The organism is Arcobacter venerupis (genome assembly GCF_013201665.1).
GTDB classification, from domain to species: domain Bacteria; phylum Campylobacterota; class Campylobacteria; order Campylobacterales; family Arcobacteraceae; genus Aliarcobacter; species Aliarcobacter venerupis.
Genome location: NZ_CP053840.1, coordinates 2,177,062 through 2,192,077, shown reverse-complemented (window position 1 = coordinate 2,192,077; position 15,016 = coordinate 2,177,062). Strand labels below are relative to the sequence as shown.

Annotated in this window: 14 protein-coding genes; 13 read left to right on the top strand and 1 reads right to left on the bottom strand. The window is 30.4% G+C overall.

Going from position 1 to position 15,016, the window contains the following annotated elements:
* The first annotated feature begins 117 nt into the window (after positions 1-117).
* Both AVENP_RS10910 and AVENP_RS10905 read left to right on the top strand, forming a co-directional pair.
* Positions 118-1,545: a catalase gene (locus tag AVENP_RS10910; protein WP_128359396.1), complete on the top strand. Its 1,428-nt coding sequence runs from the start codon at positions 118-120 to the stop codon at positions 1,543-1,545.
* A gap of 1 nt (position 1,546) precedes the next feature.
* Entirely contained in the window at positions 1,547-2,029 is a 483-nt protein-coding gene (locus AVENP_RS10905) for an ankyrin repeat domain-containing protein (protein WP_128359397.1), read from the top strand.
* 25 nt (positions 2,030-2,054) lie between these two features.
* On the opposite strand, the gene ciaB is transcribed toward AVENP_RS10905, so the two are convergent.
* Positions 2,055-3,938, bottom strand: a complete 1,884-nt coding sequence (gene ciaB, locus AVENP_RS10900) for an invasion protein CiaB (RefSeq protein ID WP_128359398.1) — start codon at positions 3,936-3,938, stop codon at positions 2,055-2,057.
* Positions 3,939-4,282: 344 nt separating this feature from the next.
* Here ciaB and AVENP_RS10895 point away from each other — a divergent pair, with 344 nt between their 5' ends.
* From AVENP_RS10895 to AVENP_RS10845, 11 genes are all read left to right on the top strand, one after another.
* A complete protein-coding gene (locus AVENP_RS10895; RefSeq protein ID WP_128359399.1) occupies positions 4,283-5,371 on the top strand; it encodes a 4-oxalomesaconate tautomerase in 1,089 nt (362 codons plus the stop codon).
* A gap of 10 nt (positions 5,372-5,381) precedes the next feature.
* Complete coding sequence (locus AVENP_RS10890; protein ID WP_128359400.1) at positions 5,382-6,254, top strand: amidohydrolase family protein; 873 nt, start codon at positions 5,382-5,384, stop codon at positions 6,252-6,254.
* Position 6,255: 1 nt separating this feature from the next.
* Positions 6,256-6,975, top strand: coding sequence for a 4-carboxy-4-hydroxy-2-oxoadipate aldolase/oxaloacetate decarboxylase (gene ligK, locus AVENP_RS10885; protein ID WP_128359401.1), 720 nt, complete (start codon positions 6,256-6,258; stop codon positions 6,973-6,975).
* 1 nt (position 6,976) lies between these two features.
* Positions 6,977-8,023 (top strand): amidohydrolase family protein, encoded by a 1,047-nt coding sequence (locus AVENP_RS10880; RefSeq protein WP_128359402.1) that lies wholly within the window; start codon positions 6,977-6,979, stop codon positions 8,021-8,023.
* Positions 8,023-8,442, top strand: coding sequence for a protocatechuate 4,5-dioxygenase subunit alpha (gene ligA / locus AVENP_RS10875; RefSeq protein WP_128359403.1), 420 nt, complete (start codon positions 8,023-8,025; stop codon positions 8,440-8,442). Before AVENP_RS10880 ends, ligA begins: the two co-directional genes overlap by 1 nt.
* The gene (locus tag AVENP_RS10870; protein WP_128359404.1) at positions 8,435-9,280 is read left to right on the top strand and encodes a class III extradiol dioxygenase subunit beta; all 846 of its coding nucleotides are present in this window, start codon (positions 8,435-8,437) and stop codon (positions 9,278-9,280) included. The genes ligA and AVENP_RS10870 overlap by 8 nt, the downstream gene beginning before the upstream one ends.
* Before the next feature lie 11 nt (positions 9,281-9,291).
* Complete coding sequence (locus AVENP_RS10865) at positions 9,292-10,230, top strand: Gfo/Idh/MocA family oxidoreductase (protein WP_128359405.1); 939 nt, start codon at positions 9,292-9,294, stop codon at positions 10,228-10,230.
* A gap of 73 nt (positions 10,231-10,303) precedes the next feature.
* Complete coding sequence (locus tag AVENP_RS10860) at positions 10,304-11,344, top strand: TRAP transporter substrate-binding protein (RefSeq protein WP_172664292.1); 1,041 nt, start codon at positions 10,304-10,306, stop codon at positions 11,342-11,344.
* A gap of 12 nt (positions 11,345-11,356) precedes the next feature.
* A complete protein-coding gene (locus AVENP_RS10855) occupies positions 11,357-11,887 on the top strand; it encodes a TRAP transporter small permease (protein WP_128359407.1) in 531 nt (176 codons plus the stop codon).
* Positions 11,880-13,280, top strand: a complete 1,401-nt coding sequence (locus AVENP_RS10850) for a TRAP transporter large permease (protein ID WP_128359408.1) — start codon at positions 11,880-11,882, stop codon at positions 13,278-13,280. Before AVENP_RS10855 ends, AVENP_RS10850 begins: the two co-directional genes overlap by 8 nt.
* A 354-nt stretch (positions 13,281-13,634) precedes the next feature.
* A complete protein-coding gene (locus tag AVENP_RS10845; protein WP_128359409.1) occupies positions 13,635-14,957 on the top strand; it encodes an OprD family outer membrane porin in 1,323 nt (440 codons plus the stop codon).
* Positions 14,958-15,016 lie beyond the last annotated feature (59 nt).

Genomic DNA, 15,016 nt, shown 5'->3' with positions numbered 1-15,016 from the left:
GAAGTTTAATAAAAGAGTAAAAAGAATTGACTTTTTAATATTTAATTAAGTTTTATAGTAATAGAATAAATTTATTAAAGGATAAATATTATCCTTGGTAAATTTAAAGGATGAACTATGAAAAAAACTATGACAACAACAGCTGGAAATCCAATTTCGGATAATCAAAACTCAATAACTGCTGGAAGTAGAGGACCTGTACTTTTACAAGATTATCAGTTAATAGAAAAACTAGCTCATCAAAATAGAGAAAGAATACCTGAAAGAGTTGTTCATGCAAAAGGAAGTGGAGCTTTTGGAGTATTAGAAATTACTGAAGATATTTCAAAATACACAAAAGCAAAAGTTTTACAAAAAGGTGAAACTACAAAAATGTTACTTAGGTTTTCAACAGTTGCAGGTGAACGTGGTGCTGCTGATGCTGAAAGAGATGTAAGAGGTTTTGCTTTAAAATTTTATACACGTGATGGAAACTGGGATTTAGTTGGAAATAATACACCAGTATTTTTTATCCGTGATGCATATAAATTCCCTGATTTTATTCACACACAAAAAAGACATCCACATTCAAATTTAAGAAGTAATACAGCAGCTTGGGATTTTTGGTCGCTAAGTCCAGAAAGTTTACACCAAGTAACTATTTTGATGTCTGATAGAGGACTTCCTAAATCATACAGACATGTAAATGGTTATGGTTCACATACTTATAGTTTAATAAATGCTCAAGGGGAGCGATTTTGGGTTAAATTCCATTTTAAAACACTTCAAGGAATAGAAACTATTACAAACAAAGAAGCAGAAGCAATAGTTGCCAAAGATAGGGAATCTAATCAAAGAGATTTATTTGAAAATATTCAAGCGGGTAACTTCCCAAAATGGAGTTTTGAAATTCAAATTATGACAAATGATGAAGCTAAAGAGTGTAATTTTAATCCATTTGATTTAACAAAAGTTTGGCCACATAAAGATTATCCAATGATAAAAGTGGGAGTTATGACTTTAAAAGAAAATCCAAAAAACTATTTTAATGAAATAGAACAAGCTTCATTTTCTCCATCAAATATAGTTCCAGGTATTAGTTTTTCGCCTGATAAAATGTTACAAGCAAGAATTTTCTCATATCCAGATGCACATAGATATAGAGTTGGTACTCACTATGAGATGTTACCAGTTAATAGACCAATAGTTGAGGTGAATACTTACCATACAGATGGTTCTATGAATTATGAAATAAAAGAAGTTACAGATGCTTATTATGAACCAAATAGTTTTGATGGAGCAGTTGAAGATGCAAGTTTTGCAGAACCAGCTTTTGAAACGGGAGATGTGGCAGACAGATATAATCATAGAGATGGAAATGATGATTTTACACAAGTAACAGCACTTTTTAATTTAATGAGTGAGAATCAAAAAGAACAACTATTTAGCAATATTGCTGATGCAATGGATGGAGTTCCAGAAAATATTGTAAATAGACAACTTGCACTTTTTGAACAAGTTCATTCTGATTATGCTGCTGGAGTTAAAAAAGCATTAGGAATCTAAGATGGAAGCTACAATAAATGAATTAAATAGATATGAAGAGCTTCAAATTGTGGCTTTAGATTTTGCAAGACGAGGAATGACAGAAGACTTAAGAATGATGTTAGGTTCAGGAATGCCTGTAAATTTATGCGACCATAAAGGAAATAGCTTGCTAATGTTAGCTTCTTATAATGGTAATCTTGAAACAACTGAATTATTGGTTCTTTTTGGAGCTGATGTTGATAAAAAAAATGATAGAGGACAAACACCACTTGCAGGTGTTTGCTTCAAAGGTTATTTAGATATTGTAAAAGTTTTAGTAAAAGCAGGTGCAAATATCTATGAAAATAATGGAATGGGAACAACACCTATAATGTTTGCTTCTATGTTTGGAAATTATGAGATAGTAAAATATTTAAATGAGCAAAATAGTAGTTTTAAATCAAAATTTTATTTGAGTGTTTCTAAGATATTTTCAACAATCAAAGGTATATTCAAAAAGTAACTATAAAGTTATAGTTACTTTTTACTCATTTAATATAATTACTTTTTTTATCACTTGTATCTAACTCTTGCCCAATTTCTTGGTATCTTTTGAAATAGTATTTTACAAATGAGTTAATTTTTTCATCGTTTGGCATAAAATATTTTTGCGTTTTTGTAGCATATCTATTTAAAAACTTTGTAGCATCAAGTTTGTCTAAATAGTGTTTTGCTAAAGCTGTGTAATTTTCAATATACCAAGCTTTTAGTTTTTCAAATTTTTCATCACTTATATCAATATTTAAATTTTTATTCTCTTCATCCCAAACTAAAACACCTGTAGTAAATAGTCCATTTAAGTGAATTAATCCCTCACAATAATAAGGTTGAACTTCATCAACTTCCATCCATCCAATTAATCCAACACTTCTTTTTATAAGGTCAATTAAAACTTGTTCTTTTAAGTGAGATTCATCTGTATCCTCATCTAATAAATAAGAGATTAACCCACCAGTTGTTGCTTTGAACTCTTCTATATTTTTGAAGTTTCCAGTTTTATTCATAACTGATTCTGTTTCATCATCACACCATAAAATATGTCCATATTCATGCCCAACAGTGCTTATATCATAAACTTGATGCCAAGATGCAGTTTCATTAAAAAGGAAAGTTCTATCACGTGTGAGAAGTTCTTGTCCAAAAATTTCACGTGAAAGTTTCAAAAATGGTTTAGCACGACTTGTTTGTAAAATCTCATCTGAAAATGCAAAGATTTTTTTACCCTCTTCAAGTGATACTATTTCATCATTTGGTACAACTTGAGCTGAAAACATTCCACTAAATTCTGCACCAAAAAATAGCGCTGGTCGTCCCACATAAAGTTGAACTTTATCAAGTGATTTTAGTGAAAAATCATAAGTTTTTTTGTATGTTTTATTTGGTTCAAAACTAGAATAGATTTTTGCAAATGCTGATTTTATTTTATTTACTCTGTGGTCATTTTGTGCAAATTTTGGATTTGTAAGTCTAATATCCCATTCAAGTGCAACAGCTTTTCTAAAATGGTCTTCATAATATTCAAGTGGATGACCTATTTGAATTGGAGTTTTTATTTTCATCCAAGCTCTATCAACATCTGCCCATTTGCTTACAAGTTCATTTGTTCTATCTTCACTAAAAGCCTTGATAAGTGCTTGAATATATAAAATATAATCCCATTTTTGTCCATAAACTTCATCTTCAAGTTCAACTAGTTTATCTGCAAACTCTTCAAGAGTATCTACAACTTCAGTTGTCTCTTTTTTGAAAGCTTTGATGTAGGCTTTTGATACATATTTAGTTTTTTCTTTTACTAAGGCTGAATAACATCTATCAGCAATTTGAGCATTATGTCCAAGATCTAGAAGTTTTTCATCTTCAAGATATTTCATAACTTTTTCTTCTTTTCCATCAAATTTAGCCATTAAATCTTTGTTTACACCATTTATAATATGTGAAGTCCAAGTAGTTTGCCAAGCTGACATTTGAAGTCCAACATTATAAACACCAATAAAAACTTCTTGATAAAATGGAGTTAAAAGATTCTCTTGTATAATTAAATCTATTAATTTTGTATGTTTTTCATGCCAGTAATCTTTTACAATATCATAAGCTCTTTCTTGAAGCTCAATAATCTCGATTTCTGTTTTTCCAAGTTTTTTTAATACTTGAACAAGTGAATCATCTCTTAAATTTACAAGTCTTGTAACAAGTGCAAATCTTAAATCATTTGTCATTTCAAGGTTTAGAGATTTTGCAAAATCATCTATTAAAGTTAATTTTTCAAACTCTTCATTTTCAAGATGTGAAATTAGTTCATTTGTTTTTGATTTTTCTTCGTTTAAAAAGTCATATATTTTTTGTAGGTCATTTAAAAAGTTTTCTTTATTCATATTTTTATCTTTCATATAATAAATTTGAGTTTGTATTATAACTTATTATATTTCAATTAAAATTATGGAGTAATAAAATTGTTGTATATTTATTGTTATAAAAAGGTAAATTCATCCTTCAAATTTAGAATAATTTAGTTTACATTTTTTCTTTTTTTTAAACTAATATCTTAAAAAAATCATCTATAAAACAACACTTTTACCAAATATTTATATCTTTCTAGAAAGATGCTATCTTATTGCTACAATTTCTTAAAAAGAACTTATGTTCGTTAAGCGAACTTTAATTTTACCAATGTTATAGTTTCTGTACAAATGTTCGGAAATTAAAATAAAGGTCTAATATGAGTTATTTTTCAATACCATATATGCAAATTAGAGGTGGTAGCTCTAAGGGTATTTTCTTTAATAAAAAAGATTTACCAAAAGATACAAAACTTCGTGATGAAATTATATTAAGTATTGTTGGTCGTGATTTAAGACAAATTGATGGATTAGGTGGCGCGAACCCCCTTACTAGTAAAGTTGCTATTATCAGTAAATCTGAAGAAAAAGATTGTGATGTTGATTATTTATTTGTTCAAGTAGTTGTTGGTGAAAATAGAGTTGATAGTTCTCCCAACTGCGGAAATATATTGTCAGGAGTAGGTATTTTTGCAATTGAAAGCAAAATGATAAATGCTACTGATGGTACAACAGCTATAAAAGTAAATATGTTAAATAGCAATAGCATTTGTGAATTAATTATGCAAACACCAAATAGCAAGTTAACTTACGTAGGTGATGCAAAAATTGATGGTGTACCAGGAACTTCATCTCCTATAATTTGTAATTATATAGATGTTGCTGGTTCTGTATGTGGTTCTTTATTTCCAACAGGAAATAAGAAGGATGTAATTGATGGAGTTGAAATTACATGTATTGATAATGGTATGCCTGTTGTACTTATTAATGCAAGTGAGTTAGGGAAAACTGGATATGAAACTTGTGAAGAGTTGAGTAATGATCAAATATTTAGAAGTAAATTAGAAAATATTAGATTAAAAGTTGGTCCGCTTATGAATTTAGGTGATGTTACAAACAAAGTTGTTCCTAAAATGACAATTGTATCAAAAGCAAGAAATGGAGGAAATATAAATACGCGAACATTTATACCTCATGTTTGTCACTCATCAATTGGTGTATTAGGTGCTGTTTCAGTTGCTAGTGCTTGTTTGTATGAAGATTGTATCACAAGTAATGTATTTGAAAATAGTAATAAATCAAATAGAATAATTTCTGTTGAACATCCAAGTGGTGAATTTTCAGTTGAATTAACTTGTGAAGAGATAAATGATGAATTAGTAATAAAAAAAGCTGGACTATTAAGAACAGCTAGACTTATAAGTAAAGGTGAGGCATATCCTCCCCAAGAAATAATTAATAATATATAAAGGAAAAATTTTGGAAAAGAAAACATGTTTAGCACCAGATAGGAATACAAAAACACCAGTTTACAAAACAATGAAAAATGCTTGTGATGCACATTGTCATGTATTTGGTCCACATGAAATATTTCCTTATTCGCAAAAAGCTACATATTGGCCACCTGATACACCAGAAGCACTTTTGAGAAAGATGCACGATAAAATTGGTATTTCAAGAGCTGTATTAGTACAAGCTTCTTGTCATGGTAAAGATAATTCTGCGATGATGGATGCAATAAAAAATGACCCAAAAAGATATAAAGGCGTTTGTATGGCTGATGATTCATTTACGGATGAAGATTTCAAATACTTAAATGACAATGGTGTTAAGGGTATAAGATTTAATTTTGTTACTCATTTAGGTGGTGCACCTGATTTAGAGATGATGGAAAGAGTTATAAATAGAGTAATTCCTTTTGGATGGCATTTGGTAATTCATGTTAATGCAGAAGATATTATTAAATATGAAGATTTTTTTGCAAAATTTGATATGACAATTGTTGTTGATCATATGGGAAGAGTTCCAACTAGCAAAGGGATTGAGCAAGAAGCATTTAAAATTTTATGTGAATTTATGAAAAAAACAAACTGGTGGGTTAAAATCTCAGGAGCTGAAAGAATTGGTGTACAACCTCCTTTTTATGAAGCTATTCCTTATGCGCAAAAGTTAGTTGCAATTGCACCTGATAGAGTTTTATGGGGAACAGATTGTCCTCATCCAAATATCAAAGAGTTTATGCCAAATGATGCGGATCTTTTAGATTTATTCTCTTTAATGGTTCCAGATCCAGAATTACAAAAGAAAATTCTAGTTGACAATCCAGCTAAATTATATGGATGGGAGGACTAAGATGCTAAGAGAACAAGTATTAGGTGTAGCAGTTAAAAATATTAACAGAGCACCTCAAGAACAAATAGATAGATTAGAAAAACTAGGAAGTGCAACAGTTCATGAAGCACAAAAAAGAGTAGGGCAATTAAAACCTTATTTAAGACCTGTTTTTTCAGGTGTTAGAATCGCAGGAAGTGCAATAACAGTTTTACTACAACCAGGTGATAACTGGATGTTACATGTAGCAATGGAATTAGCACAACCAGGTGATATTATTATTGCTGGTTGCACTACTGAAAATGATGATGGTTTCTTTGGAGACTTATTAGCAACTTCAGCAATTGCGCAAGGTGTAAAAGGTTTAGTTATTGATGGTGGAGTAAGAGATACTAAAGATTTAAAAGAGATGAATTTCCCTGTTTGGTCAAAAGCTATTAGCATTAAAGGAACAGTAAAAAATACTTTAGGTTCTGTAAATATTCCAATTATTTGTGGTGGTCAACAAATAAATCCAGGTGATATTGTTATTGCTGATGATGATGGAATTTGTATTGTTCCATATGAAAATGCACAAATAGTTGCTGATGCTGCCCAAAAAAGAGAATCTTTTGAAGGTGAAAAAAGAGCTAAGTTTGAAGATGGTGTTTTAGGTTTGGATTTATACAACATGAGACCAGGTTTAGAAGCAGCAGGTTTTAAATATTATGACTCACTTGAAGATTTAAAGAAAGGAATATAAAATGATTATTGATTGCCATGGACATTATACAACAGCTCCAAAAGAGTTAACTGATTATAGAGATCAACAAATAAAAGAGTTTAACTTTAATCCATTGATTCATCATTTAAAGGGTGAAATTAATATTACTGATGACCAATTACGAGAAAGTATTATAAATAATCAATTGAAATTACAAACTCAAAGAGGAACTGATTTAACAATTTTTTCTCCTCGTGCTAGTAAGATGGAACATCATATTGGGAATTTAACTACAAGTGTAACTTGGACTGAACATTGCAATGATTTAATTGCAAGAATTGTTGAACTTTTCCCTAAAAATTTTGTAGGTGCAGCACAACTTCCTCAATCTCCTGGTGCTTCAATTGAGGCAAGTGTAAAAGAGTTAGAAAGATGTGTTAAAGAATACAATTTTATAGGTTTTAATCTAAATCCAGATCCATCAGGTGGTTATTGGAATGATGCACCACCATTGGATAATAAATATTGGTATCCATTATATGAAAAAATGGTTGAACTTCAAACTCCTGCAATGATTCATGTGAGTGGTTCTTGTAATTGTGCATTTCATACAACATCTTCACACTATTTAGGAGCTGATACAACTGCTTTTACTCAACTTTTTATGAGTAAAACATTGTTCAAAGATTTTCCTGAATTAAAATTTATTATTCCTCATGGTGGTGGAGCTGTTCCTTATCATTGGGGAAGATTTAGAGGTTTAGCTGATATGTTAGGACTTGATAATATAAATAAAATTATTGAAAATAATATCTATTTTGACACTTGTGTATATCATCAAGAAGGTATTGATTTATTATTAGATTTAGTTCCAACTGAAAATATTTTATTTGCATCTGAAATGATAGGAGCTGTTAGAGGAATTGATCCATTAACTGGTCACTATTTTGATGATACAAAACGCTATATAGATGCTGCGAAAATTAGTGATAATAAGAAAAAAATGATTTTCGAAGATAATATAAGAAAAATATTCCCAAGAATTAATCAACATATCGAAAAACATTTTAGTGAAGGAGAAAAATAATGATTAATTATGAAGATAGAGATTATAAAGATATTCCAGGAACAATAGTTTTTGATTTACAAACGTGTATCAAAGGTTATGAGTTAAATAAATTTTGTGACACTTTAAATAAAGAAGAAGCAAGACAAGCATTTTTAAAAGATGAAGAAGAGTACATGAGTAGATTTCCTAAATTGACGCAGGAGATGAAAGATGCTATTAGAAAAAGAGATTTAAATGGTTTATTAGACATGGGTGGAAATATCTATTATTTATGGAAAATAGCAGCAACTTTGGGTCTTGTAATGCAACAAGCAGGCGCAATGATGAATGAACCTCCTATTACTCATGCAGAATTTCAACAAATGATGATAAACGGTGGACGACCAATTGAGGGTAATAGAAGTATAAAAGAGAATAAGGAAAGAAGTAATGGCTAAGATTATTGGAGGAATTGGTACCTCACACATACCAACAATTATGCACGTTTTTGATGAAAAAACAAATGTTGGACCATATTGGGAACCATTTAATGAGGGAATTAAACCATTAAGAAAATGGATGAAAGATAATAAACCTGATGTTTGTATTATTGTATACAATGATCATGGTTCTAACTTTTCTTTAAAAAATGTAATTCCATTTGGTATTGGTATTGCTGATGAGTATTTACCTGCTGATGAAGGGTATGGTAGAAGACCTGTTCCAACATTTAAAGGTGATGCTACATTATCAGCACATATTGCAGAGCATTTTAATGAAAAAGAATTTGATGTTGCTTTTTCTTTTGAATTAGATGTTGATCATGGTTTTTCAGTTCCCGCATCAATTATGTTTGGTGAAGATTGTCAAGAGTGGCCTTGTAAATTTATTCCTTTATATGTAGGAGTTGTTCAATATCCACAACCAAAAGGTAATAGATGTTATAACTTAGGTAAAGCAATTAGAGAAGCAATTGATTCATTTCCTGAAGATATTACTGTAGCTATCGTTGGAACGGGTGGATTATCTCATCAATTACAAGGACCAAGAGCAGGTCTCATTAATCAAGATTATGATAGAAAATGGTTAGATGGTTTAGTAAATGATCCTGAAAGTATCAAAGATATTTCACTAACAGAGTTAATTAGAGAAACAGGTAGTGAGGGTGCAGAAGCTATTATGTGGTTAGTTATGAGAGGTGCTATGGATAAAGAAGTGAATGAAGTTCATAGATTCATGCACACTCCTGTATCAAATACTAATTATTCTCTAACAATATTAGAGAATAAAAAGTAAGGATTATAAAAATGAAAATATGTGTAGTAGGAAATGGTGCATTTGGTAAAAAACATCTTGATGCACTTTCAAATATTGAAGATGTAGAAGTTGTATGTTTAGTTGGAAGAAGAGAAGAGGGTACTAAAAAAGTAGCTGAGCAATTCAATGTTCCAAATTATACATTAACTTTAGAAGATGCTTTAAAATATGATTTTGATGCAGCTATCATCACAAGTCCAACTCAAATCCATGCAGAGCAAGCAATTGCTTTGATGAATGCTGGTAAACATGTAATGATTGAAATTCCAATGGCTGATACTTTAGAAGATGCACAAGCAATTGTGGATGTTCAAAAGAAAACGAGACTTGTTGCAATGGCTGGACATACAAGAAGATTTAATCCATCACATCAATATATTCATAATAAAATAAAAGCAGGTGAATTAAATATTCAACAAATGGATGTACAAACATACTTTTTTAGAAGAACAAATACAAATGCTTTAGGTGAACCTAGATCTTGGACTGATCATTTATTATGGCACCACGCTTGTCATACAGTTGATTTATTTGCTTATCAAACTGGTGAAGAAATAGTTGAAGTTCAAGGAATGCAAGGGCCAATTCATCCAGAACTTGGAATTGCCTTAGATATGAGTATTGGTCTTAAAACAGCAAGTGGGAAACTTTGTACTTTATCATTATCATTTAACAATGATGGGCCACTAGGTACATTCTTTAGATATATTTGTGATAAGGGGACTTTTATTGCTAGATATGATGATTTATTCACAGGAAAAGAAGAACAAATTGATGTTTCAAAAGTTGCAGTTTCGATGAATGGGATTGAACTTCAAGATAGAGAATTTATATCAGCAATTAAAGAAAAAAGAGAACCAAATGCAAGTGTTCAACAAGCATTATCAGCAATGAAAATACTTGATTTACTTGAAAAGAAAATGAAATAAATTTAAAGAATATATGTTGGGTTCTTATTTAATCAAGGAACTTATTTTAATCAAAACTAAGGAGAGAGAGTTTATGAAAAATATTATTACAAAAAGTGCATTTTTATTTGTAGGAGCTATTTTGTCTGCAAATTCATTATTTGCGAAAGATGATGTAGAAGTAATTACAGTACATCATTTTATGAGTTCAAAAGCACCTTTACAAACAAAACTTCTTGAGCCATGGGCTAAGAAAATTGAAGAAGCATCGGGTGGAAAATTAAAAATTGAGATATTCCCATCAATGAGTATGGGTGGAAAACCAGATGAACTTTATAAACAAGTTAGAAATGGTACAGCTGACATAGTTTGGACACTTCCCGGTTATACTCCAGGAGTTTTCCCAAGAACAGAAGTTTTTGAATTACCAACTGTGCATATTGGTGATGCTGTTGCAACATCAATTGCTATGAGAGAAAAGTTTGATTTAATTAAAGATGATTTTACAGATGTAAAGCCTTTATTAGTTTATGCAGCAGCAGGAAATGCACTTCATACAGTTAATAAAAAAATAACAAATATGTCAGATTTAAAAGGTTTAAAATTAAGAGCACCTTCAAGAACTGCTGGTTGGTATATTGAAGCTATGGGTGCAGAATCTGTTGGTATGCCTTTACCTGATTTACCACAAGCTTTATCAAAAAATGCTATTGATGGTGCACTTGTTCCATTTGAAGTTTTTCCAGCATATAAATTTGCTCAATTAACTCAATACTCAATTGAGGGTGAAAAAGGTGAAAGATTTGGAACTTCTGTATTTATGCTTCTTATGAATAATGATAGATTTAATTCACTATCAAAAGAGTTACAAAAAGTTTTATTAGATAGTGTTGATATGAATACTGTTAAAGAAGTTGGACAACTTTGGATGGATTTTGAAAAACCTGGAATGCAAATGCAAAAAGATTCAAAAGGTGGAGAAATCATAAAATTAGATTCTAATGCAATGGCTGAATTTAATAAAGCTGGAGAACAAGTTGTTCAAAGATGGGTAGAAGAAGCAAAAACAAAAGGTATAGATGGTCAAAAACTTGTAGATTCTGCAAGAGAGGCAATTTCTGCTAGTAGTAAATAAAAAGGCTGATATATGCAAGCAAAATTAAGAATATATATGGAAAACAGATTAAGAACAATTTGTCTTTGGTGGGTATATTTAGCAGGAATAATGTTGATAATAATTATAGGAACAACAGTAATTAATATTACTGCTTTTGGTCTAGATAAAGTTACAAGGTTATTTGATTTTAATATATCTGGATTAACTGGTTATGAAGATTTGGTGAGATTATTGACAAGTTGTATTGCTTTAATGTTTTTCCCTTGGGCTCAGGCTCAAAGGGGACATGTGGCAGTTGATTTTTTTGCTGATAAATTCTCTCCAAAATTTCAACAAATACTAGATATTTTATGGTTAAGTTGTACATTAATATTTGTTATATTTTTAGGAATATTGATGTTTATGGGAATGACTGAATCTTTTAGTGATGGCTCAGTTGCGACAACATTAGGTTGGGCACAATGGCCTTTTTACATTCCAGGGATTATTTCACTTGGATTATGGTCAATTGTATTGTTTTTTCAAATATTTTTACATAAAGGGGGAAAATTAGATGGGTGATAAAGAGTTAATTGGATTAGTTGGACTTATCTTCTTTTTCTTTCTTTTAGTATTAAAAGCAAGAGTAGCTTTCGCTATGGCTTTTACTGGAATCGTGGGAACTTTTGTTCTTTCTATATATGTTCCATATATAAGATTTGAACCGTATATTATGCAATATAAGAGTTTGCTTTGGGAAAATCTAGCAAACTATGAGCTTTCAGTTATTCCTTTATTTATTTTTATGGGATATCTAGCGAGTCATACAAAACTTGCACAAGCTTTATTTATAGGTATGAATGCAATATTTGGAAGATTTAGAGGTGGAGTTGCAATTACTGCAATTGGTGCTTGTGCAGGATTTGGGGCAGTTTCTGGTTCATCTTTGGCAACAGCTTCAACTATGGGAAAAATTGCATTACCTGAACTTGAAAAATTAAATTATTCTCCAAGGTTAGCAACTGGAACATTAGCAGCTGGTGGAACACTTGGAATTTTAATTCCTCCATCTATTGCATTAATTTTATATGCAATTGTTGTTGAGGGTTCAATTATTGAAATGTTTCAAGCAGCTATTCTTCCTGGATTATTAGCTGTATTGTTTTTTATTATGGTTATTATTATTCAAGTAAGAATAAAACCAGAATTAGGGCCTGCATCTGAGCCTTTAAGTAAAGAAGAAAGAAATAAGGCATTCTTAGGATTGATACCAGTTGTTTTAACTTTTGGTTCAATTATTCTAGGACTTGGATTAGGTTTATTTACACCAACTCCAGCTGCAGCTGCAGGAGTATTTATTATAGCGATGTATGGTCTTTATCAAAGAATACGATATGGTAAAGGCGAGGGATTAACTTTTAAAAGATTAAAAGATAGTTTGGTTGAAACAGCAGTTTCAAGTGCTATGATTTATTATATTCTATTTGGAGCAGAGGTTTTAAAAGGATTTTTTACACGTTCTGGTCTTCCTCAAGCTATTGCAGAGTGGGCAATGACGGTTGATGTTAATCCTTGGATGGTTCTGATTGGGATTTTAATCATTTTTATTATTCTTGGGTTCTTTATGGATTCAATGGCCATGATTCTTGTAATTATTCCATTTATTTGGCCAGTGCTTGTAAGTATTAATGGTGGAGAATATGTAACAGCTGCAACTGCTGGATTCGGAATGAATAATGAAGATTTAAAAATTTGGTTTGGTATATTGGCTCTCATATCCGTTGAGTTAGGTTTAATTACTCCTCCTGTTGGATTAAATGTATTTATTATTTCAAAAATATCAGAAAAAGTTCCTATGATTGAGATATTCAAAGGGGTTATTCCTTTTGTTGGAGCAGAAATCATAAGAATTGGAGTATTACTCTTCCTTCCATGGTTATCATTATTTATGCCTCATTGGCTTGCAGGGAATTAATAAAAAGATATATAAACTCTTTTAGAGTTTATATTCTTTAATTATATATTCATTTCTAATTTCAACTTTTTCTTATATAAAACTATCCAATTTCTATCAATAAATTTTTCGATTATTCTTCTTTTTGTCAAAAAATCTTAATTTTTACAAAAAAATTAGAATTAAAAAAATATCTTAATAATAACTTAATAATAAGAACAATAAATCAAGTACGAAAATTCAAGCATCTCTATAAAAAATGCTATTTTAATGCTACTCTAAGCAATATTTGAACTTATGTTCGTTAAGCGAACTTTAAAAATAAGCATGTTATAGTTTTGCACAAGTGTTCGAAAATCAAAAAAAAGGAAAAAAATGAGAAATCTAAGAAAAACATGTTTTGCATTAGCTGCGGTTAGTGCTCTAGGAATTAGTGTAAATGCAACAACTTTACAAGAAGCAATAACAAGTGGTAAAGTAAGTGGTCAAATTAGATCAGTTACTGTTATGAGTTCATATTCAGACAATACAGAAGCTGGACCGTATAACAATGCGAATTCTTCTGCTGTAGCATTAATGTTGAATTATAAAACAGCTGATTTTAAAGGTTTCAAAGCTGAAGTTGGTTTTCAAGCTGGACATAGTTTAGACCTTGAAGATAGCAGTGCAGCTGCTGATGCACCTAAATTTTATAATGAAAGAGAAAATAGGGTAACACAAGAGGGATCAAATCTTTATCTTGCAAATGTTTCATATGCAACAGGAAATACAGAAGCAAAAGTTGGTAGACAATTAATTTCTACTCCATTAATGTCTTATTCAGATGTAAATCCAATGGTAGATACTTATAATGGATTGTCTGTTGTAAATAAAGATTTATCAAATACAGAAATTAAAATGTATGTTTTAAAAGATTGGATTGAAAGATATTCTGCTGATACATCTGCGTCAGATGATGCTAAGGGTGATGATAGAATTACTCACTGGAAAAAACCAACATTATCTTTATATGTAAAAAACACAAGTATTGAAAGTTTAACTTTAGAAGGACAATATTTAGGTGTTAGAGATGATGAAGGTAATCCAAATGACGCACCTGTAGCTACAAATGGGTCATATAAAGTTTATTATGGTGCATTTGATTATAAATTACCTGTTGGAATGCCTTTATCAATTGGAAGTTTCTATTCTGCTGCTGATTATGATAGCACAGTATCAACAGGTGCTACTAAATTACTTGATAAAAATGATACTGATATGTATGGTGTTAAATTAAGTGGTAAAATAGGTGAAACTGGATTTAAAGTTGCATATACAAAAGTAGGTGATGATGGTGACTTTATAGGAAATTTAGGGCATGTACCTAACTTATTTAAATACAATGGTGGACAAATGTTCACTGATAACTTTTATGCAGGACAAAGTTCAACATCTCTTATGTTAATTCCTAAATTAATTCCAGATGTATTTACACTATTTGCAATTTCTAAATATTCTCAAACTGAGCAAGGTAAAATAAATACTTCAAGAGGCGCTGATATGGATGGTGCAGTAGAAATTATGGCTGATTTAAAATATAACTTAACAAAAGAATTAACTGCAAGATTACAAGTTGCACAAATTGATTTTGATAGTGAGAAAGTTAATACAGACGATAAAATGACAATAGGTAAACTTTATTTAACTTATAGTTTCTAATAAATAAAAAAAGCAACAATTTTATTGTTGCTTTTTTATTATAAAAATAGTTGTATATA

What these genes read in the sequence shown, in the direction of transcription:
- AVENP_RS10910 (WP_128359396.1), top strand. Translation starts at nt 118, where the DNA reads ATGAAAAAAACTATGACAACAACAGCTGGAAATCCAATTTCGGATAAT.
- AVENP_RS10850 (WP_128359408.1), top strand. Translation starts at nt 11,880, where the DNA reads ATGGGTGATAAAGAGTTAATTGGATTAGTTGGACTTATCTTCTTTTTC.
- AVENP_RS10865 (WP_128359405.1), top strand. Translation starts at nt 9,292, where the DNA reads ATGAAAATATGTGTAGTAGGAAATGGTGCATTTGGTAAAAAACATCTT.
- ciaB (WP_128359398.1), bottom strand. Translation starts at nt 3,938, where the DNA reads ATGAATAAAGAAAACTTTTTAAATGACCTACAAAAAATATATGACTTT.
- AVENP_RS10860 (WP_172664292.1), top strand. Translation starts at nt 10,304, where the DNA reads ATGAAAAATATTATTACAAAAAGTGCATTTTTATTTGTAGGAGCTATT.
- AVENP_RS10880 (WP_128359402.1), top strand. Translation starts at nt 6,977, where the DNA reads ATGATTATTGATTGCCATGGACATTATACAACAGCTCCAAAAGAGTTA.
- AVENP_RS10905 (WP_128359397.1), top strand. Translation starts at nt 1,547, where the DNA reads ATGGAAGCTACAATAAATGAATTAAATAGATATGAAGAGCTTCAAATT.
- AVENP_RS10845 (WP_128359409.1), top strand. Translation starts at nt 13,635, where the DNA reads ATGAGAAATCTAAGAAAAACATGTTTTGCATTAGCTGCGGTTAGTGCT.
- AVENP_RS10855 (WP_128359407.1), top strand. Translation starts at nt 11,357, where the DNA reads ATGCAAGCAAAATTAAGAATATATATGGAAAACAGATTAAGAACAATT.
- ligK (WP_128359401.1), top strand. Translation starts at nt 6,256, where the DNA reads ATGCTAAGAGAACAAGTATTAGGTGTAGCAGTTAAAAATATTAACAGA.
- AVENP_RS10870 (WP_128359404.1), top strand. Translation starts at nt 8,435, where the DNA reads ATGGCTAAGATTATTGGAGGAATTGGTACCTCACACATACCAACAATT.
- ligA (WP_128359403.1), top strand. Translation starts at nt 8,023, where the DNA reads ATGATTAATTATGAAGATAGAGATTATAAAGATATTCCAGGAACAATA.
- AVENP_RS10895 (WP_128359399.1), top strand. Translation starts at nt 4,283, where the DNA reads ATGAGTTATTTTTCAATACCATATATGCAAATTAGAGGTGGTAGCTCT.